Origin of the sequence: Wolbachia endosymbiont (group A) of Bombylius major (genome assembly GCF_947251895.1) — a bacterium.
GTDB classification, from domain to species: Bacteria; Pseudomonadota; Alphaproteobacteria; order Rickettsiales; family Anaplasmataceae; genus Wolbachia; species Wolbachia pipientis.
In genome coordinates this window covers 157282-178721 of the sequence record NZ_OX366395.1, presented here as the reverse complement: position 1 = coordinate 178721, position 21440 = coordinate 157282, and the positions used below count along the sequence as shown (strand labels likewise).

Here is a 21440-nt window from a genome sequence, read left to right as displayed (position 1 = left end):
TGGAGAATAATTATTATGGAACAAAGCTTTTTCAATATCGGTCAAAAAATTCCCTTTTTCAGTGTGAAAGAATATTTGAATGATCAATCGCCAATACCAGAAGATATAATCGCACCAAGGATTCTAACTAAAAGAGGTCTATTGGTACTGGGTGGCCCACCTAAGATTGGCAAGAGTGATTTTCTTATTTCCTGGTTGATTCACATGGCTGCCGGAGTTTCATTTCTCAGTATGACTCCTAGTCGTCCTATGAAAATTTTCTACATGCAAACTGAAATTGAGTATGAATACATGAAAGAGCGTTTACAGCAACTGACATTCGACCAAGAACTTTTGGATATAGCTGCCAATAACTTAATTATCACGCCAAGAGTGCAATTATCTTTCAGCAGTGAAGAAATAGATGAGATCAAAAGCACCGTTAAAGAGCGTTTCAAACCTGATATTATTGCAATTGATCCTCTTCGTAACATTTTTAACTCAAGTGAATATGGTAATGAAAATGACAACAGCGCTATGCTATTCTTTTTGCAAAAAACGCTTGAAAGACTGAGGAACATTATTAATCCAGATGCAGGTATAATCCTTACCCACCACACAAAAAAACTATCCAAAAAGATGCTGGAAGAAGATCCATTTCAAGGCCTAAGCGGTGCTGGATCTTTACGTGGATTTTATAGCACTGGCATGGTGATGTTTGCTCATGATGAAGAAAGCACTACCCGTCAAATAGTGTTTGAGCTGCGAAATGGTGAACGTGTGGCAAGCAAGCTTGTCGATAAGATAAATGGTCGTTGGAAACTTGTAGACCAATGGAGTTGATTCTTTTTTTTACTTAATTTATAGGGAACAATATGCTAACAGATTTTTTAACTGATTTTAATACTGCAAAATTACAGAGTAATTTAATACCAAAAGGTACAATAGTCAAGGTAAAAATGGCAATTAAACCAGGAGGTTATGAAAATTGGTTCACGAAAAGCTACACTACTGGCAGCATCTATTTAAACGTTGAATTTACTGTCACTGAAGGTCCATATGCAAAACGCAAGATTTTTCAAGTAATTGGTATTAAAAGTGGCAAAGCAAGAGTTGAAGGAGAAGATACTTGGGGAGAATCTGGTCGTTCTATGCTTAGAAGTATTTTGGAGTCAGCACGGAACATTCATTCAAATGACACTTCAGAAAAAGCAGCTATTGCTAGAAAAGTCAACTCTATAGCTGACTTTAACGGGGTAGAGTTTACTGCAAAAGTTGGTATTGAAGCTGATCGGTATGGAGAAAAGAACAAGATTGCTACGGTTATTACTCCAGAACAATCTGAAGTTGATTGGTTGCCATTTTGAAGTACGACGAAGAGAAGCTCTGGATTGCTGTAATTGAGAGAGCTATCAAAGATGCAGCAGGAAAAAATCTAGAGCTAAAGAAAGAAGCAATTAAATGGTTTGATTCAGAGTCTTTTGAAACTGTTTGTGAGCTAGCTAATCTCAGCTCTAAACGTATGAAAAGTATGTATGGGGGTTTTATGCAGAGAAAGGAAATAAAAGGATTATTGATTGATAATATTAAGGAGTGTGTACCTTACCTAATTCCAAGCGGTAATTTTTATCGAGAGAGGACTTATGTTGGCAACTGTGACGGGGATATGATTACAGTTAAAATAGTGGGTAAAGAAGCTGGAAATTGGCATAATTTTACTAAAGGAATTAGTGGTGATATCATTGATCTTTGGACTTTAGTGAAAGGTGATATAAATTCCGCTAAGAAGTGGTTAAATACTAAAGAAAACACAACAAAACATAAAATTACATCGTTTTCAGCAAGGCATTACTTGAATGATAAATCACCAATGCCAAAAGATATAATAGGCCCAAGAATTCTAACTCCAAGTGGTCTTTTGGTCATAGGTGGAACTCCAAAAATAGGAAAAAGTAATTTTCTACTTTCCATGTTAGTACATTTAGCTGCTGGAGTATCATTTCTTGGTATGAAGCCTGCAAAGCCACTTAAGATATTCTATCTACAGAATGAAATGGAATATGATTACATAAGAGAGCGCTTACAGAAGCTAAGAATCAGCAAGAAAATCCTTGATGAAGGAACAGAAAACTTAGTTATTACTAAAAAAGTACAGTTAACTTTGAATGTGGAAAAAATAAAGGAAATTATGTCGGAAAATCTCGATGTAAAAACAGTTGATCTTATAGTAATAGACTCTGTTTTTGATTATAGGAGTATGATCTCTTTTCTGCAAAATAGTATTGATGAACTACGCTCTATAACTAATCCTACGGCTGGAGTAATAGTTACACATTACACAAAAAAAGTGTCAACAACCACGTTAAAAAAGAATCCATTTCAAGCATTGAGTGGTGCTAATGTTTTAAGAAGTTTATATACATCTGGAGTAATGATATTTAGGCCAGAAAGGAATACTCTGCAATTGATGTACGAACTTAAAAACGGCAAACCAATACCAACAAAATTCATAAACATGGTTAACGGACGCTGGATAGCCACAGCTTAACCAAATTTCTAAACTTTAAATATATTGGAGATTTTATGGGTATCTATTGTGATTTTAATACTGCAGCTCCACGAAAAAATGCACCGTTAGTAGAAAAAGAACAACTTAAAGCTCAGCTTCTGTTAAATATCAGATCATGCCTTTCATATCTATTACCAAGAGGAACTTTTCGTGGTGATAAGTTTTATGTAGGCAATGTACAAGGTGATAAAGGAAAGAGTCTAGTAGTAGAATTAAGTGGTAGTGAAGCTGGCCTATGGCATGATTTTGCAACAGGAGAAGGTGGTGACATTATCGACCTTTGGGCGGGAGTAAATAGAAAAAGTACAAGAATAGAGTTTCCTGAAGTAATGGCTTCTATAGCTGAGTGGCTTGGTCATTTCAAAACTTCAAGTAGTCCAACTGCATATTGGGATTATTACGGTGAAAACGGCCAAGCTATTGTTAGAATCTATCGTTACGATGATGATAATGGGAAGCGATATCTTCCTTTTGATATAAAAAAGTCCGACTTTGGTGCACCGAAGATAAGGCCACTCTATAATATTCCAGGTATTTTGAAGTCCGATAAAGTTATTCTTGTTGAAGGAGAAAAATGTGCAGAAGCGCTGATAGAGAAAGGAATAACTGCAACAACAGCAATGTCTGGAGCAAATGCACCTATTGAAAAAACAGATTGGACTCCACTTAAAGGTAAACACATTATTATATGGCCAGATAATGATGAAGCAGGTAAGAAATACGCTGAAAAATCTGCTATGAAACTTACTTGTCTTGGAGTTGAAGAACTTTGCATTTTGGAAATACCTAAAGATAAACCAAAGGGTTGGGACGCTGCTGATTGCGTGAAAGAAGGTGTAAATGTTAAAGAGTTCATCCTTAGTACAAAAAAGGCTCCTTCAAAAAAATCGTTGAGAATAGATACCAGAGCTTGGGCTAATATTGCTCCAGAAAGAGAATGGATTGTTAAAGATTGGCTTCCTATTGGAAGTGTTACGGCTCTCTACGGTGATGGTGGTATGGGAAAGTCTCTACTTGCTCAACAACTAATGACAGCAGCGAGCACAGGTAAATCTTGGTTGGGAATGGAAATTGAGCAGATGAAGACATATGGTGTATTTTGTGAAGATGATACAGAAGAGCTGTGGCGAAGACAGTGTGCTATAAATAGATTATATCAGTTAGATATGGAATCCTGTGACTTTCATGATAATATTGGCTTTTTATCGAGAGTGTGGAAAGATAATCTACTCATGATATTTGATAACAAAGATATAGGTAAATTAACTCATTGCTTTGAAGAATTACTTGAAGATATTAAATTGTTTCAACCAAAGCTAGTAGTTTTAGATACAGCAGCAGACTTATTTGGTGGCAATGAAAACAATCGCTCTCATGTGAGACAATTTATTCAAAGTTGTTGTGGAAAAATAGTGAAAGTAATAAAAGGAGCTGTATTATTATGTGCTCATCCTTCTGATTCAGGAATAATACGTAAAACAGGTACAGGTGGTTCAACTGCGTGGAATAATACAGTAAGATCTCGTTGGTACTTGTCAAAGCCAGATAAAGCTGATGCTTCTGGTAATGAACGAGTACTTTGCCGTAAGAAGTCAAATTATTCTGCATCTAACGAAGAAAAGATTTCATTTTATTGGCATAACGGTGCGTTTGTACAATCTGATGATACATTAAATTCAGAAAGAATAGTAAGGTCTAGCTATAATACTAAATTGGATTTAGAACGTCTAAGAAGATGTGATATAATTTTAGAGTTAATCTCTAATGAAGCGTATAGAGGAGAAGTATATACTGCATCTAGCTTTGCAAAGTGTTTTGAAGGAAAGTTCGGACTTGGTAGTGATCGTAGCATTCGTGAAAGAATTAGTAATCTTGCAATGATAGGTCATATAAAATTTTTCAAGAAGTGTGATGAATATGGATTATCAAACACAAGATCGAAGCATGGTTACCTATGTGTAAAAGACATGGAGCTAAAAATTGCTGAAAATCAGTATGTATTGGTAAAACCAGATTACTATCTTGTACCAAACAATGGAGCGACTCTACCTGTGGAAAATAGGGATGTATGGGTCTTACATAACTCTGAGAAATAATATGGGAAAGATAATATACAATGTTAATTATTATTAGTATAATGAAAATATAATGTTACTCAATCTTCATTATAGATAACATCTATAGGAAAGCTAAAGAAGCAAATAGCCTCTTTATAGATAGCAAACGAATTAGGGGTCTGAAACAAAAATTTTTTGGAAGTAAATACCCATTCAACAAAATAGCAAAGTAAATACAAATGCTAAAAAGATAATTATAGAACAGATATAAACATGTCTGGCAAGCCTTTTAAAAATATCTGAAAATTTGAATATAGTAGGACTAAGGAATTAAAGAGAGGAGAGAAAATACTATTTCAATGAGCTGCTTGAGAAAGATCAGGACCTAGGAGCACAGATTATACCAAAAATTTCCAAATTATTATCTTTTACCAAATGCAGTTAACAGCTAAAAACCAAGAAATGTATAACATTGCAAAAGGAGATAGTAGAATTATATATTAAGTTGGCAAGATGGCAAGTTGGCAAACTGAAGAATCTGCCATTCTACCAACTTAAAATTGATAAAAATATAAGAAAATCAGTAGCTTAGAAAAAGTAATAAGTTGGTAGAATGGCAGAAAGTTGCCAACTTGAAATATGTTCCAAAGTTCCCTTCTATGGCTGATTTGAGCAAGTTGGCAGAATGGCAGATTCCTTTATATATATAATATATTACATATTAGTAGTATGTAATATATCTATTGTGATTATTAGCACAGAAGCAGTTGAAGAAAAATTCATCTTGATAACAGTCTATTTTTTTAATTCCTATTTTTAATGCTTTTTAGAGTAATTATACCACTTGGTGGACCCAAATTTATAGGTTTAACCCAAAGAACTCTTGTAAACTACATTAAAAACCCAATGAGGGGCATGTGTAGCTTAACTCAATAGAAAACCTTGTGCAGCCATATCACGTTTTATTTTAGCTGTAAAGACTTAAGAAAAAACAAAAGCCTGAAAGAGACAAAAAACATACCTTATCTACAATAGGTGAATACTGTTTTTAGCAGGCTTGCATGGTGCCATTTTGGAAATCTCAACGAGTGAATCTTCTTTGAAGGAAAAAATTTGTCAATGCAAGGCAATATGAAGAGCAGTTAAAGCACCTATGCTGCAGGTGATATAAAACCAAAAGCTACTAGCCCTGCTCCAACTGTAAAATGGGAACTGGGAAACTATTTATAGGTGATTTGAACCGGAGAGACTTTAATCTACTAAAAACTTAACGAACTACTTTTATCAGCACAGTGAAAGGGTTAATACGGTAGCCATAATCTTTACGCGATGATCCAGGCCAACCAACTGTTTGAATCACATCATTACGTTCGATGTTTAATCCTAACTTTTTAGCTAAGGTGGTTTTTATTGTTCTTTGGATTGTGTTTAGTGGTTTTCTGATGTGATGTTCTGGATCTGCTTCTGGATCAAGATTTAGGCGCTTTTCTATTTCAGTTATGCTAAGCAACATGTGTTTTTCAGGAGGTAATTCTTTTTTACAATCATGCAAAAATTGTTCAAATAATATGCGAAAAACCTTCATACATGCTACAGCTTTCTTATTTAGAATCTCTATATTGTTTACGTAAAGTGAGCCCTCTATCAATTGCAACTTTAGCAATTCCTTCTCTTTAGGAGGTTCAATTAGATTAAGTGCAGTATGTAAGATTTGCATTGAAGTATTTGGTATGAACTCTAGTACTCCTCTTTGTGCTGCTTCTTGGAATACTTCAATTAACGTCTTATGCTGAAAGAAAAGGTCAACCATTTTTACTATGGGCAAATCAAGAGGTATGTTTGATGGATTTTTTCTCAGTATTATTAATACAGTTGGATTAGCTTTAAGCTTATCTATCGTTAAGAATGTTGGATTGGTGCAAAAATCAAGTATGATTAAACTTACAATCTTACCTTGTCCACCAACATGATAAACTCCACTTTCCACTTTTTGCCACATGAAATGCGTATTACTTAGCTGACCTTCAAACCAATTCATAAATTTCTCTGGGTTTAAATATGCAGATAAGCGGTGAAATCTTTGCTTCTTGTAGGTATTAGGTAAAATATCACGGTTGCAATTTTCACAAATTATATTATCGCATGCTTCGTTAAAGTCCTCATCAATGAAAATCTCATTGTTACAGTATGGATCAACTATATTTGGCCAATCTAATTTATCTTGTCTATGAGAGCAGATAATATAGGCCCTCTCTTGCATCTTAATTAATTCAAGATTCGACAAATACCTTGCTGCTTCGATATAATTTTGATTTGGATTAACCCAAGAGCTGCCAGAATTAAGAAGATCAGAGATTTGCTCTTGGCAAGATTGTAAGACCATAAAATTGTTTTATGTATGCTTTAAAATCCTCTCTTTCCCTTTTATTCAGAGGATGTTCAGAGTAGTAAATTGCTATATACTCATCACTTCGCTTGAAAAATAAGCCTATCTTTTTGCCTTGAAATATTACTTTAATCGACTCTATAAATGGCACTATGTCTCCTACAAATGGCTTTAAAACATGCAATTCCGGTGCAATAGGATCATATGGAGCAACAGTCAAAGTGATATTAGTATAGCTGTAATTGAAACGATTTGACTGAAATTTTAACTCAAAAGTGAATATATTTGAATCAGAGCCATCAACACAAACTTTAATGAATTTATATACTTGCTCTGCAAAGTTTTTATCCTGCGCGTTTACAAAAACACATTCAGAGCTAAAATAACGACTCGCAATGCTATTTGCTATCTCTGTAGCTTGATCAATATTTTTGGCAGTAAGATCTACTTGAGTACCATTAACTAGAAAATCCAAAATCATCCAATCTGGCTTATGACCATGAATAACCTTATTTGAGTTTAGTAGTAAATCTATACCACTAGCTCTACGAACTAATACATATAAACGATTTTGATGGTAGAAGAAACCTTGTAATTGATTTTCAAAACCGTCATTGCGTTTAATGTCGTCTTCTTTCAGTATCTGCACTATGGTTTCCTGAGAGATGAAGTCTTTAAATGGAACATTTGGTTGTCGTGGTGTCTTTTGAAGAGCAAATGATACAGAACCTTTTCTTTGTATTTTTTCAAAGTGATAGACAGACTTTAAAAGGTTGTGATCTACATGAAACAATAGAAATAACAAAGACTTTTTGTCGTATTTATTGTTACCTTTTAGAAGGTAGGATTTCATGAGTTCCTCAGTCAATGCAGATCTTGCAATTTCACTGACAGTAGCTTCAAGCTTTGCACGTTCAAAACAGCTAATCAGATAATAAATAACTAGAGAGTCTAAATGTTTAGCAATCACTTTACGTTTATATTGTATGGATGTGTTATCGTAGTCTTGATCATCAAAGAGTTGACCATTTAGCTTGTCTTTAAAGCAGTGTTGAAAGATAACACTTAACTGCCTACCAGAAAGTGAATTCATCCAAGAATGACGGACTTCTGTATTGTGAAAACGCTCAAGTAAGTAGTTAACTGGTACTTCTAAATCATCTTCCCAGAATTTACGGTTTGGGTAAACGTTCATAAGAAATTAGCTAAGCTACGTTAGCATAATAGATTAATTACACTGTTAAGATAGAAATCTGAAAGCCTTGACCAATAATTATACAATGCTTGTTTACTGATTTTTAACCAAGTTTTTTTCTAAAAAGTTTATTTATGAAGAAGATTTTTTGGACAAAAATTTTTCAAATCCTGAATATATATTATATAGCACTCTAGCGAAACAAATTCTGAATATAAGTGTCAATCCTAACACTCGATCTCGGCAAACAAACAGGCTGGGCAATTCTAACAGATGGAATAATTGAAAGTGGAAGCAAAAGCTTTCATGGTAGTCGTTTCAGTGGAGGTGGCATGTGTTTTTTAAGTTTTCGCAATTGGCTTAATTCTTTGAAAGAGATTTCTGCAGTGTACTTTGAGGGGGTGAGAAGACATCTAGGAACTGATGCAGCTCATTGCTATGGTGGTTTTCTTGCAGTGCTGTCTGCTTGGTGTGAAGAACATCACGTACCATACAAAGGTGTTAATGTTAAAACTATAAAACGCTTTATAGCAGGCAAAGGCAATGCAAGTAAGAGTGAAGTTATTGAAGCTGTAAAGGAAAAAGGGTTTTTGCCTAAAGATGATAATGAATCTGATGCTTTAGCATTAATGTTCTATGTTATGGATTTCAGTAAAAATGTTAATAAGACGAAAAATCCATAAAAAGTGGGTCCTTTCAGCCAGAATGGCGGGTTTGGTGGTGCTGACCCCAGGCCTTCTTTAGCGTCAGAGATATTTTGAATATTAACTTTTTAATTATTAAGATATGAATTTAGCAATCCACTACTATCCTGTTGAAAACCTCGTCGAATATAAGCGTAATCCTCGTAAAAATGATGATGTAGTAAATAGAATGTGTGCTTCAATTCGGGAATTTGGCTTTCGTATACCAATAGTTGCAAAAAGCAATGGAACTGTGGTTGATGGTCATTTAAGACTTAAAGCAGCAAGAAAGCTTGGTATGGAGAGTATTCCAGTGGTTTTAAGTGATAATTTAAATGAACCACAAACCAAAGCTTTTCGGTTACTTGCCAATCAATCAGCTAATTGGGCAAAGTGGGATGATGATCTTTTAAAGGTAGAAATTCAAGAGCTAGAAGATTTGCAGTTTGACCTTAAAATGACAGGATTTGAATTGGAAAAAGTTCAACGGTTTCTTGATGATTTAGATGGTGAAGAAGAAGATCTTTCTGACTTAGTTGTTGATGACAAAAAAGTAGAAATAACAAAACCAGCTGATCTATGGATTTTAGGTGATCATCGAATCTATTGTGGTGATAGCTCTTTAGTTGAATCATATAAAGCGGTATTAGATAATAAAATGGCAGATATTACCGTATGTGATCCTCCATATAACGTTGATTACGGTAGCAGTCAGGAAAGAGAAGAGAAAAAAATATTAAACGATAATCAAGGTGAAAAGTACGAACTTTTTCTCTACGACATCTGTTCCCATATTTTAGCATATACGAAAGGTGCAATTTACATCTGCATATCATCATCAGAGTTTTCAACGTTACAAAAAGTATTTGAGGAAGCGGGAGGGAAATGGTCAACATTTATCATTTGGGCAAAGAATCACTTTACGCTAGGAAGATCAGATTATCAAAGACAATACGAAGCAATGCTCTATGGATGGAAAAGCGGCAATAAACGTGAGTGGCATGGGGGTAGAAATCAAAGTGATCTGTGGTTTTATGACAAACCAGTGCATAACTCATTACATCCAACAATGAAGCCAGTAGAGCTAATGGAAAGAGCAATAGTTAATAGCATTAGATCAGGAGATATCGTACTTGATCCATTTAGCGGCTCTGGAAGTACACTGATTGCATGCGAGAGAACAGGAAGAATTTGTAGGACAATAGAGCTAGATTCAAAATTTGTAGATGTAACCATAAAACGTTGGCAAGTGTACACAGGTAGGGAAGCAATTCTTTCTGGTACTGGTAAAACTTTTTCAGAGATTCAAGAAGAAAAACAGTAAGAAAAAAGTGGAAAAGATAACGCAAACAGAAATTTAGTAAGCCTTGGTAGTTGTAATATTAATACTGGTATATACCGTATTTTAATGAGTTTAGCGTAACAAATAACTTTGGATTAAATGTGATGTACTCAATGAATCAAGAAAAGATGTTAGCTGGAGTAGTAACTTCGCAAACAAATAATGAAGCATCGTTTTCTGAAGAAGTAGAAAATAATGTTTCAAATTCTACACTATCTGTTAAGGAGAGAATTGAATTGTTTGAAAAAGGTACGAAGCAAGAACCTGACCTGAACACTGAATGCAAACTAGCTTCTTTAAATGTGATTAGCAATAGTAGCGATAGCAGTATTACAGCAAAAATAGACGAAGCAGGTGCTGATTTTTCAGTGAGTTGTTCTTCTTTAGTATTGGATGATGGTAAAGACATAGAGGACGAATTTAATGCAGTTTGTGAGGCAAATGGAATAGAATATAACCGTCCGTATTCTCTTGATCAGTTTGAGGCAGCATCCAACACATCTTCCAACCCCAAAATAGACAATACAAAAGAAATGCAAAAAGAGGAAGAGGATAAAGAATTAGGAGATAAACCAAAGCCGTTACCTAGGAATGGAATGTTGGAGAAGGACAATATTAGAAATGTAGCTCCACCTTCACCTAGAACAGCAGAAAATCATCGGTTGAGTATTATTCAGGATATTGCACCACCAAAGCTACCACATTCTTCTTTCCAATTAAATGGAGAAAAATGTGATGAGCAAGAAGCTATAGGAGAACCTATGTATGCAACTATAGACCAAAGTAAAAGATTCTCGAAAAGAGGTTTAGATGGTGAAATAAATGATCAAAGTCCAGAGATAGAAAAGTCAAATTCTGAAGAAACATCAATTAAGAAAGAATCAGAAGATATAACTGATGAACCTGTAGATCTGAATACGAAATTTTTAAAAAAGAGTTTGGAAGGAAGCGATAGTGGGATAGACAATAGAAGTGCAGAGGTGACAAGATCAAATTCTCAAGTAACAGAAATGAGTGAGTTTTGTGGCAGGCAAGGATGGGAGAATATGTCATTAAATCATGATAGTCCAGTTACACTTTCAACTAGCCCATCAGAAAAAAGTGATAATGAAGAAACCCCGTTAATTAAAAAAGAAAAGAAAACAAATAGAATTTTGCCAAGAGTAAAATATGCAATGCAGCAGAAGGAATTTGTAATTTTCGGTATAGCTGCTGTTGCACTTAGCGCTTCTGCAGCTTTGGTATATCTACAGGATAAAGGACAATTTATTGCATTTTTTGCAAACAGCCCTCTCTATATTACTATGCCAATGATAGCAATTACTTCATTGCTTGCAATTAGCACAATATTTTGTGGAATAAAGCAATTTAGAGATACTGAGGAGTGTCAAATAGGGGGAAAGAATGCGAATGAAACTTTGAATCAGGTGCTAAAGTATCAACCAAAAGATAAAGTAATAAAATCAGTCAAACTGGAATACAGCAATGGTACTCATTCACATTTTACACTTAACGCTTGGAAGGGTAAGAACAACTTCATTAATATTGACGACAAAGTCATTAGTAGAAGAAATAAAGTAGAATCAGTAATCAAAGATAGGCCATTATTTACAGCATTATTAAGCAGTTTGGTTGCTGCAAATATAGTATTGCCTTTATTACTGTATGTAGAAGGTGGTATTAATAGTGTACAGAAGTTTTACCAGAACGCTTTGATTAATAACGTAGGGTTATCACTACTTATAGGCTCGAGTATACTTGCACTATCAGTGATATTCCTTGGAGTACATTACTACAGAAAAACAAATTGCACAAATCTTGTATATTGTGAGGAAAGAATTGAACCAGAAAAAGTTAATGGAAAGTTCATTGAGGAAATAAAGGAAGCAAGGACAAAAGTGCTTGAAGAAAACCATAGTAAAGATGCCAAATGCAGCAGTTTAACGCTAGAGCAAGTAGTGGTTGAATCTCATAACTACAAAGATGCAATTTATAGTATTAGTTGAAAATAGCCAAATTTCACTATGTAAAAAGAAAGCACCGGAGTACTTCGCTCTATATTAGTAAAATATCTCTAAGACGCCGGCAAGTATAAACAGGTAGGGAATTGCTGATACTGGCAAAACCTTTTCAGAGATTCAAGAAGAAAATTCGTAGAAACAAGAGAGAGGAGAAAAAAAAGTGAAAATCACACAAACAGAATGGGCAAGAGAGATAGGAGTATCAAAGCAATATGTCTGTTATTTAGTAAAAAAAGGAATAGTTGAGTTGGAGGATGGACTCATTGACCGAGAACAAGCAAACAGGGCTATAGAAACAATCAGAGATCCAAGTCAACCACTGAGAAGAAAAAACTATTCAGAAAGCGGAGAAAAACTTTCCACGATGTTGCTTAAAACGCGAATAAAAAATGAAATGGAACGAGGTAAACTTCTTGAGGCAAAAGCTAGGGCTGAGATAGGAGAACTTGTAGCAGTAGAAGAAGTAAAGCGCGATGCATTTAATGTAGCAAGAGTTGTCCGTAATAATTTACTTAATATTCCAAATAGAGTTTCAGCATTGCTTGCATCACTGAGTGACACTGAAAAGATTCATATGGCGCTAACTGAAGAGATTACAAACTCACTTGAAGAATTATCTAACACTAAATTTCAAATATAAAAAAGATTTTGAATATAAAATGTCTGATAACTTAAGTTTAGAGTTAATAAAATGTCTCATCAATCAACCAGGAGTAGATGTAAATGTTAGAGGATTAAACGGAAAAACCCCACTACATTGCGCTATAGAGTTTGATGAATTAAGTATGGTAGATCTGTTACTCACGAAAAAGAACATTAATCCTTTTATAGAAGATAATGATGGTAAAACATCTCTTGATTACGCCAAAGAAGGGAAAAAAGCAGAAATATTACAAGCGCTAATTAATAACAAATACGGGTCAGAACAAGATAGCTTACTTCATTTAGCTGCAATGATAGGTGAAGTTAATGCAGTTAGATATTTGATAGGAAAAGGCATTGATGTTAATGTACGAAATACTCTGCATCATACTCCATTACATCTAGCAGCAGGCATAGGACATGAAAATATTGTCAAAATTTTAGTGAAAGAAGGAAATGCTGAAATAGATGTCTTTGATGCACGAAATCAGACACCAATGCACTATGCAGTTAATAACAAAAAGTTGGAAATAGTAAAGTTACTGCTAAAGCTTGGAGCAGATGTGAATAGTGCACGCATGGGACAAAACTCAATGAAATTGTCACCTGTGCATATAGCTGTAAGTAATACTAATTACGATGAAAGAGACTTATGTCTTGATATCCTCAAATCCTTAATAAAGGAGCCTAATGCTCAAGTCAATTTGCAAGACTACGAAAGTAAAACACCACTACATTACGCTGAAAGACTTAAAACAATAGAAGTTTTACTAACACGAGAAGATATAGACCCTCTGGTAAAAGACGATAGCGGCAAGACACCATTTGATTACGCTAAACCTGAGATAAAGAAGGCTTTGATGAGTAATAAATACGGTTCTGAAAAGAATAGTCTACTCCATTTAGCTGCACAAAGAGGAGAAATTGAGATTGTAGATGCAATTTTAAAAGAAGAAATCAATATTGATATTGTAAATAATAAAGGTCTATCACCAATTTATCTTGCTGCAGAAAAAAGGCATTTACATGTAGTAAAGTTATTGCTGAAAAAAGGAGCAAACTATACACCTGTTTTGCACTTAGCAATCAAGTCAAATAATTTAGAATTGCTAAAAACTTTATTTAAAGAAAAGAGCATCAAATTACCAGACGAGATAGGCAAGTCTGTACCAGTTTATTATAGGTGTATAGAACATAGAGATGCAAAAGTAAGAAAATACAACAATGTGATCTGTGTTTTTACCTCAGTAAGTGCAGTAGCAATAGCGGTATGTATAGGGTTAACAGCAACAACAATAAGCAATGCAATCATTTTTGCAACAATAACAGGGATATTTGCACTTATTATAGCAATAATGATAAGTGAGGTGAGCAAAAGATATATAGAAAACGAATTTCAGAAAAAGATGTTTATGGAACTGGAGGAGTGTAGTTCTACTGTTAATGACGTTGAGTTAGAACCAATTACTAGTAGATGCAGACAATGATATACGCTAGAGCTTTTTCTGAAGGTTTAAGACCAGATCCCCAGCTTAAAGTGTCAGAGTGGGCAAATGAGTATCGAGTTTTAGCACCAACTGCAGCATCAGAGCCAGGAAAATGGAGAACAGAGAGAACTCCTTATTTAAAAGAGATCATGGATTCACTTTCTCCGTCCTCACCAGCAGAAAAAGTAGTATTCATGAAAGGAGCGCAGATTGGTGGAACAGAAGCTGGTAACAATTGGATTGGCTACATCATAGATCAGACTCCTGGTCCAATGCTGGTAGTACAGCCAACAGTTGAAATGGGAAAACGTTGGTCGAAGGGAAGATTTGCACCGTTAATAGAGAGTACGCCATGTTTAAAAAGTAAAGTAAAAGACCCAAGGTCAAGAGATTCAGGGAATACTGTACAGAGTAAGGAATTTCCAGGTGGAATAGTAGTAATAACTGGAGCAAATAGCAGTGTAGGACTTCGTTCTATGCCAGTAAAATATCTCTTTCTTGATGAGATTGATGCCTATCCAGGAGATTCAGGAGGTGAAGGAGATCCAGTTTTACTCAGCATAGCCCGTACTAATACATTTGCACGGCGAAAGATTTTTTTAGTATCAACACCAACGATTCATGGAATAAGCAGAATTGAGAAAGAATTTGAAGCAACAGATAAGCAGTACTTTTTTGTACCATGTCCGTATTGTAATTACTATCAAGTTCTAAAATGGTCACAAATTAAATGGGAAAACAACGACTCAAGAACAGCACATTATGTCTGCACTGAATGTAGCAGCAAAATAGAAAATCATCAAAAGACAGAGATGCTAGACCGTGGAGAATGGAGAGCTACAAATCAAGTACACAATAGCAAAGTAATAGGATTTCACCTTTCAAGTCTTTATAGTCCAGTTGGCTGGTATAGTTGGCAACAAGCAGTAGAAGATTTTCTCCATGCCAAAGAAAGTGAACAATTACTGAAAGTTTGGATAAACACAACGCTTGGAGAAACTTGGGTAGATAAAGGAGAAGTACCAGACTGGAAGCAATTATTTAACAGGAGAGAATTTTTTCCCGTAGGCACAGTACCTAGGAGAGAAGTGGTACTTACTGCAGGAGTAGATGTCCAAAAAGATCGTCTAGAGGTGGAAGTTGTAGCCTGGGGAAAAAGCCGTGAAAATTGGTCAATAGACTACCGAGTATTTGAAGGAGATACAGGAGGTGGAGAAGTATGGAAAAAGCTTTCGGAGCTCCTCAATCATCATTTTATCGGTGAAAATGGGCTTGAATATATGATAAGTATGATGGCAGTTGATGCAGGATATGCAACACAGGAAGTATACAATTGGGTAAGAGGTCATCAAGGCTCTGGAAGAGTAATGGCAGTGAAAGGTGTAAATAAAGCGCTAGTGCCGCTGAGTAGCCCAAGTAGAGTAGATATAACAGTTGGTGGTCAAAAGCTAAAAAGAGGAATAAAGCTATGGCCAGTAGGAGTATCGATATTAAAGTCAGAGCTTTTTCAATTACTTAATATTTTGAAAGAAGAAGAGAAAGTGCCAGCAGGATATTGTCATTTTCCGGAGTATGCACCTGAATATTTTAAGCAGCTAACGGCAGAGCAATTAGTCAGCAAGGTAGTAAAAGGATACACTAAACAAGAGTGGCAGAAGGTAAGAGAAAGAAATGAAGTACTAGATTGCCGAATTTACGCAAGAGCAGCATCGATAGCACTGGGAATAGACAGATGGCCAGAGAGTAAATGGAATAGTTTAAGTGAAAAACCAGAAAGTAAAAAATCAAAGAAAATAGTGAAAAGTAAATGGATCAGCAAGTAGTAAATGTATAACGAAGATTATTTAATTCAAGTCGAAGAAGCGATAAAGAAGCTGCAAAGCGGAGAAAGAGTTGTCTCAATTGCATATGGTGACCATGTTGTGCGGTACGGAGAAGTTCAAATAAATGATTTATTGAATTTAAGACAACGAATTAAGGCTGAGTTAAAAGTTGCAGGCATGAGGCCAAAGAGGAAAATTGTTTTTTCAACGAGTAAAGGAATTTTATAAATGCTGCTAAAAACCTTCAAGCAATTATTTAACAAACCAAAGATAAAAAGCTCAGCGTGGGATGCAGCAGGCTCAGGAAGAAGATTTTTTCACTTTCAACCAGAGTTAGGAAGTATAAACAATTTGCTGTCTCAAAGCCTTGAGCACTTGCGTAGCCGCTCTCGTGATATGGTGAGAAAAAATCCATATGCAGCAAATATTATTGATACAATAGTAAGTAACTCTATTGGAACAGGAATAAAGCCGCAATCAAAAGCAAAGAATGCAGAATTTCGAAAGAAAGTACAAGAATTATGGCTGAAATGGACAGATGAAGCAGACAGTAGTGGAGTAAGTGATTTTTATGGATTACAAGCTCTAGTATGCAGAAGTATGATAGAAGGTGGAGAGTGTTTTGTACGCCTCCGACATCGTAAACTCGAAGATGGATTTTCTGTACCATTGCAACTTCAAGTATTGGAATCAGAACATTTAGATAACAAGAGCAATCAAACACTAGCCAATAGTAATGTAATAAGAAACGGGATTGAGTTCAATAGACTTGGGCAAAGAGAAGCATATTACCTATTTAAAGAACACCCTGGTGAAGGTTCGTTTGGCGAATCAGTGAGAGTGCCAGCAAATGATGTTTTACATATCTATAGACCATTAAGACCTGGGCAAATCAGAGGGGAGCCATGGCTTTCGAGTATACTTCTGAAACTTTATGAGCTTGATCAATACGATGATGCAGAATTAGTGAGAAAAAAGACAGCAGCAATGTTTGCGGGATTTATTACAAGACTTGATCCTGAAGCAAATATTTTAGGTGAGGCGCAAGCAAATGAGCAAGGAGTAGCACTATCTGGCCTGGAACCTGGAACAATGCAGCTTTTAGACCCAGGAGAGGACATAAAATTTTCAGAACCATCAGACGTAGGAGGAAGCTATGAAGCATTCATGAGACAGCAACTGAGGGCAATAGCAATAGGCACAGGGATAACATACGAACAACTAACAGGAGATTTAACCGGTGTTAATTATTCATCAATCAGAGCAGGATTAATAGAGTTTCGTCGTAGATGCGCTATGCTGCAACATAACATTATGGTATTCCAATTTTGCAGACCAGTATGGAGTAGATGGCTAGAACTTGCCACTTTATCTGGAGAGCTTTCTACAACAGATAATCAAGTATTTAAAGATGTAAAATGGATACCACAGGGATTTGATTGGGTAGATCCGCTTAAAGACCAGCAAGCACAGCAAATGGCGGTAAGAAATGGCTTCAAAAGTCGAGCAGAAGTAGTATCAGAAATGGGTTACGATGTTGAAGAAATTGACCAAGAAATAGCAGAAGATCAAAAGCGAGCTAATTCTTTTGGACTTTGTTTCGATTCTGATGTTAATCATAAAAGGGAAGGAAGGTGATGTGGATAAATAAACCAGTAATGGTAGAGAGAAGAAGCTTTGAACTACTATCATTATATAACAGCAAACAACCTATCTTTAAGAACTTAAAGCATTTTCATATAAACCCAAAAGGAATAGCAATAATACGTATTTATGGAGTTTTGACAAAAAAAACAGAAGCTTTTGATCATATTTTAGATATGACTTCGTATGAAAATATTCATGAAGAGATAGAGAGTGCTTTAGGAGATAAAAGCATAGAGACGATTCTACTTGACATAGATAGTCCAGGAGGGGAAGTAAACGGTGTCTTTGACCTAGCTGATTTTATTTATGAATCAAGAACAAAAAAGAGAATTATTGCAATAGCAAATGATGATGCATATTCTGCTGCATATGCTATAGCTTCTAGCGCTGAGAAGGTATTTGTGAGCAGAACTTCTGGTGTTGGCAGTATTGGAGTAATAGCAAGTCATATCGATCAAAGTAGGTTTGATGAAAAGCAAGGTATTAAGTACACCACAATCTTTGCTGGTAGTCGAAAGAATGATTTAAACCCACATGAGCCAATGACGTCTGAAAGTCTGGGAAGCTTACAAAAAGAAGTAGACCGACTATATGAAATGTTTGTGCAGCTGATAGCAAGGAACAGAGGTCTTTCAATTGAAAAGATTCGATCAACAGAGGCAGGGCTATATTTTGGGGAGAAAGCAATAGAAATAGGTCTTGCAGATGGAGTTACAACATTTTTTGAATTTATCAACAATCATAAAAGTAGGAGTGTTAGTATGACAACTATTGAGGAAAGCTACGAGAACTGTCGTAGAGAAATTTTAGAGATAATAAGATTATGTAATGTATCAAAGATGCCAGAAAAGATAGGAGAATTTATTGAGCAAAGCGTAAGTGTTGAGCAAGCACGGGAAGTTTTAATGGAGTTACTTGCAGAGCGAACGAAAAAGACAGAGATACTGAGTGCAATACCACAGAATTCAGGAGAAGAATTGATGATGCAGGTAGCTAAAGCTAGAGCACAATCAAGTATTTAAGTTTTTTTATAACCGCCGCGTACAATAACTACAAACATGGCGGTAAAACTAAAGGAAAAAAAGGAGAAAAGAAAATATGACATGTATAACCGAACAAAATAATCTAGGTGACTTATTAAAGTATGAGGCATCAAGTCTATATTCAAGAGATCAGATAACAGTAGCAAAAGGGCAGAACCTAAAGCTTGGTACAGTAGTGGCTCTCGATAAAGATAGCATGGTTAAGATAATAAATCCAACTGCCACAGATGGTACACAAACAGCGATAGGTGCAGTAGTAAGTGATGTAAATGCGACAGAAAATGCTAAAGCAGTAATTATTACTCGTGGTGCAATACTAGCAGATCATGCAGTGGTGTGGCCAGCAAATATCACTGAAGAACAGAAAGCTGAAGCAATAAAGCAACTTGAAGGACGAGGGATCATTATCCGCAAGGGAGCTTAAAAAAACTATTAAAAACACAAAAGGGGGAAAATAAAAAATGCAAAATCCATTTACAAATCCAGCATTTAGTATGACGGCACTAACAAATGCGATGAATATATTGCCGATAAATTATGGACGTGTTGAAAATTTAAATTTATTTCCAAGTAGGTCAGTAAGATTTAGACATATCACCATAGAAGAACATAATGGAGTTTTAAGCCTATTGCCAACACAAGTTCCAGGAGCACCAGCAACAGTGGGAAAACGAGGAAAACGGAAAATAAGAACATTTACGATTCCGCATATTCCGCATGATGATGTAGTACTGCCAGAAGAAGTGCAGGGAATAAGAGCATTTGGATCAGAAAGTGAACTGAAAGCGCTGGCAGACGTAATAACTGACCATTTACAGCTAATGAGAAACAAGCACGCAATAACATTAGATGTATTAAACAGGACTTGATATGACACTTTAAAAAAGTAAGTTAAGAATAATAAAAATAAGGAGTGTTAGAAATGAGTACAATACAAACAAAAATACTAAAACCAAAACTAGGATTACTAGAGCTAGCAAAACAATTAGGAAATGTGTCTCAAGCGTGCAAAGTGATGGGATACTCAAGAGATACATTTTATCGATTCAAGGAGTTATATGAAAATGGGGGAGAAGAAGCATTACATGAAATAAGTAAGAAAAAACCGCTATTAGCAAACAGAGTTTCGGAAGATATAGAAAGAGCAATAATTGGCATAGCTACAGAATTTCCTGCATATGGACAAGAAAGAGCTGCAAATGAGCTGAGAAAAAGAGGTATAATAATTTCCCAAGGAGGAGTAAGATCTGTATGGCTAAGAAATGACCTTGAAACTTTGAAAAAGAGACTTAAAGCACTGGAGGCAAAAGTAGCTCAAGACGGAATCATTTTAACTGAAGAACAACTTGCAGCTTTAGAAAAAGTGAAAGAACAAAGGGAAGCTCATGGTGAAATTGAGACGCAACATCCAGGTTATTTGGGTTCTCAAGATACCTATTATGTGGGCAATATCAAAGGCATAGGGCGCATTTATCAGCAAACTTTTGTTGATACTTATTCCAGAGTTGCAATGGTTAAACTTTACACGGACAGAACAGCTATTACAGCTGCAGATCTTCTTAACGATAGAGTTATCCCATTTTTTGATGAGCAGAGAATTCCATTATTACGCATTCTAACTGATAGGGGTACGGAGTATTGTGGCAAGCCCGAAAATCACGCTTATCAGCTATATTTAGGAATCGAAAATATCGATCATTCTAGAACCAAAGCCAACTCTCCACAAACTAATGGCATATGTGAAAGATTCCATAGAACTATGCAAGATGAGTGTTACAATATTATCTTTAGAAAGAAAATCTACTACTCTTTGGAGGATCTACAGATCGATGTTGATCATTGGTTGCGTTCTTACAATGAGACAAGGCCTCACTCAGGCAAATACTGCTATGGCAAAACACCTATGCAAACGTTTTTTGACAGTAAACATATTGCTTTTCAGAAAAATATTAGTAGCATTAAACAACAGCCTGATATTAGTTTTGACTACGTCAATTCTTCTGTCAGTTAATTCTTCTCTGTCAGATTAAATCTTGTCTTTTACAAAGCAAGAAGTTAGCATTTTTACTCACAGCTGGAACGATTGTAGCAATTTTACCAATGTTCAATTTGACCCCTTTTCCAGCACTTGCAATAACTTCTGCATGTGTTTTCAGTATCAATTTTATCGCAGTCAAGACACTAAAGAAAGCTATCACACAACGCAAAGCAAAATCCAAAACGGTAGCTGAGCCAGAAAAGTTGGAAAATGTTTCAGTTGAGCAAGCAAAAGAAGAATCTAAACAAGTTTCCAAAGATCTCCACTAATATATTTATTAAATAACTTTCTATTTCTATTTAAATATTATCCTTTCAATAAAATGCACTAGCAACACGAATATTTTGCAAAAAAATATGCAGGTTATGAAATTTTTGCTATCAAATTACGCAAATTCCTTAGCAGTCAGGCCCTGTTATTTGGGAAATGACATCAATAGAAACACCCATTCTAATTAAATTATTTGCGACTTTAATTCCCTCAATTTTATTAATTTTTGGGAATGTTCAAAAAAGTGTGTCAAAGCGC

The 21440-nt window shown here is 35.4% G+C and carries 18 protein-coding genes and 1 pseudogene; 17 read left to right on the top strand and 2 right to left on the bottom strand.

Features of this window, described 5'->3' with window-relative positions:
* Window positions 1-15 precede the first annotated feature (15 nt).
* From OPR49_RS00855 to OPR49_RS00840, 4 genes are read left to right on the top strand one after another with little or no spacing between them, the layout of a single operon-like run.
* The gene (locus OPR49_RS00855) at window positions 16-822 is read left to right on the top strand and encodes an AAA family ATPase (RefSeq protein WP_065095313.1); all 807 of its coding nucleotides are present in this window, start codon (window positions 16-18) and stop codon (window positions 820-822) included.
* A 32-nt stretch (window positions 823-854) separates the two neighbouring features.
* Window positions 855-1346 (top strand): hypothetical protein, encoded by a 492-nt coding sequence (locus OPR49_RS00850; RefSeq protein ID WP_065095312.1) that lies wholly within the window; start codon window positions 855-857, stop codon window positions 1344-1346.
* Complete coding sequence (locus tag OPR49_RS00845; protein WP_265027166.1) at window positions 1343-2527, top strand: helicase RepA family protein; 1185 nt, start codon at window positions 1343-1345, stop codon at window positions 2525-2527. The genes OPR49_RS00850 and OPR49_RS00845 overlap by 4 nt, the downstream gene beginning before the upstream one ends.
* Before the next feature lie 35 nt (window positions 2528-2562).
* On the top strand, window positions 2563-4644 hold the full coding sequence (locus OPR49_RS00840; protein ID WP_265027165.1) for an AAA family ATPase: 2082 nt from the start codon (window positions 2563-2565) through the stop codon (window positions 4642-4644).
* Window positions 4645-5872: 1228 nt separating this feature from the next.
* Here OPR49_RS00840 and OPR49_RS00835 read toward each other — a convergent pair.
* Window positions 5873-6988, bottom strand: a complete 1116-nt coding sequence (locus OPR49_RS00835) for a hypothetical protein (RefSeq protein WP_265027164.1) — start codon at window positions 6986-6988, stop codon at window positions 5873-5875.
* Window positions 6954-8186, bottom strand: coding sequence for a hypothetical protein (locus tag OPR49_RS00830; protein WP_065095464.1), 1233 nt, complete (start codon window positions 8184-8186; stop codon window positions 6954-6956). Before OPR49_RS00830 ends, OPR49_RS00835 begins: the two co-directional genes overlap by 35 nt.
* A 218-nt stretch (window positions 8187-8404) precedes the next feature.
* Here OPR49_RS00830 and OPR49_RS00825 point away from each other — a divergent pair, with 218 nt between their 5' ends.
* From OPR49_RS00825 to OPR49_RS00765, 13 genes and pseudogenes are all read left to right on the top strand, one after another.
* Window positions 8405-8869 carry a RuvC family protein gene (locus OPR49_RS00825; protein ID WP_065095465.1) on the top strand — a complete coding sequence of 155 codons (465 nt, stop codon included), beginning with the start codon at window positions 8405-8407 and terminating at the stop codon, window positions 8867-8869.
* 103 nt (window positions 8870-8972) lie between these two features.
* Window positions 8973-10193: a DNA modification methylase gene (locus OPR49_RS00820; protein WP_265026783.1), complete on the top strand. Its 1221-nt coding sequence runs from the start codon at window positions 8973-8975 to the stop codon at window positions 10191-10193.
* Window positions 10194-10324: 131 nt separating this feature from the next.
* The gene (locus tag OPR49_RS00815; protein ID WP_264328554.1) at window positions 10325-12217 is read left to right on the top strand and encodes a hypothetical protein; all 1893 of its coding nucleotides are present in this window, start codon (window positions 10325-10327) and stop codon (window positions 12215-12217) included.
* Window positions 12218-12392: 175 nt separating this feature from the next.
* Window positions 12393-12872, top strand: a complete 480-nt coding sequence (locus tag OPR49_RS00810; RefSeq protein WP_065095468.1) for a hypothetical protein — start codon at window positions 12393-12395, stop codon at window positions 12870-12872.
* Between the two features lie 19 nt (window positions 12873-12891).
* A complete protein-coding gene (locus OPR49_RS00805; RefSeq protein ID WP_265026784.1) occupies window positions 12892-14361 on the top strand; it encodes an ankyrin repeat domain-containing protein in 1470 nt (489 codons plus the stop codon).
* On the top strand, window positions 14358-16184 hold the full coding sequence (locus OPR49_RS00800; protein ID WP_265027489.1) for a phage terminase large subunit family protein: 1827 nt from the start codon (window positions 14358-14360) through the stop codon (window positions 16182-16184). Before OPR49_RS00805 ends, OPR49_RS00800 begins: the two co-directional genes overlap by 4 nt.
* 3 nt (window positions 16185-16187) lie before the next feature.
* A complete protein-coding gene (locus OPR49_RS00795; RefSeq protein ID WP_065095024.1) occupies window positions 16188-16412 on the top strand; it encodes a gpW family head-tail joining protein in 225 nt (74 codons plus the stop codon).
* Window positions 16413-17822, top strand: a complete 1410-nt coding sequence (locus OPR49_RS00790) for a phage portal protein (protein ID WP_265026785.1) — start codon at window positions 16413-16415, stop codon at window positions 17820-17822.
* On the top strand, window positions 17822-18853 hold the full coding sequence (locus tag OPR49_RS00785; RefSeq protein ID WP_264328556.1) for a S49 family peptidase: 1032 nt from the start codon (window positions 17822-17824) through the stop codon (window positions 18851-18853). The genes OPR49_RS00790 and OPR49_RS00785 overlap by 1 nt, the downstream gene beginning before the upstream one ends.
* Before the next feature lie 76 nt (window positions 18854-18929).
* Window positions 18930-19298, top strand: coding sequence for a head decoration protein (locus OPR49_RS00780; RefSeq protein WP_265026786.1), 369 nt, complete (start codon window positions 18930-18932; stop codon window positions 19296-19298).
* Between the two features lie 37 nt (window positions 19299-19335).
* A pseudogene (locus tag OPR49_RS00775) lies at window positions 19336-19731 on the top strand (major capsid protein); the annotation flags it as partial.
* 65 nt (window positions 19732-19796) lie between these two features.
* Window positions 19797-20885, top strand: coding sequence for an IS481 family transposase (locus OPR49_RS00770; RefSeq protein ID WP_265027486.1), 1089 nt, complete (start codon window positions 19797-19799; stop codon window positions 20883-20885).
* 89 nt (window positions 20886-20974) lie between these two features.
* Entirely contained in the window at window positions 20975-21181 is a 207-nt protein-coding gene (locus tag OPR49_RS00765; RefSeq protein ID WP_265027163.1) for a hypothetical protein, read from the top strand.
* The last annotated feature ends 259 nt before the right edge of the window (window positions 21182-21440 follow it).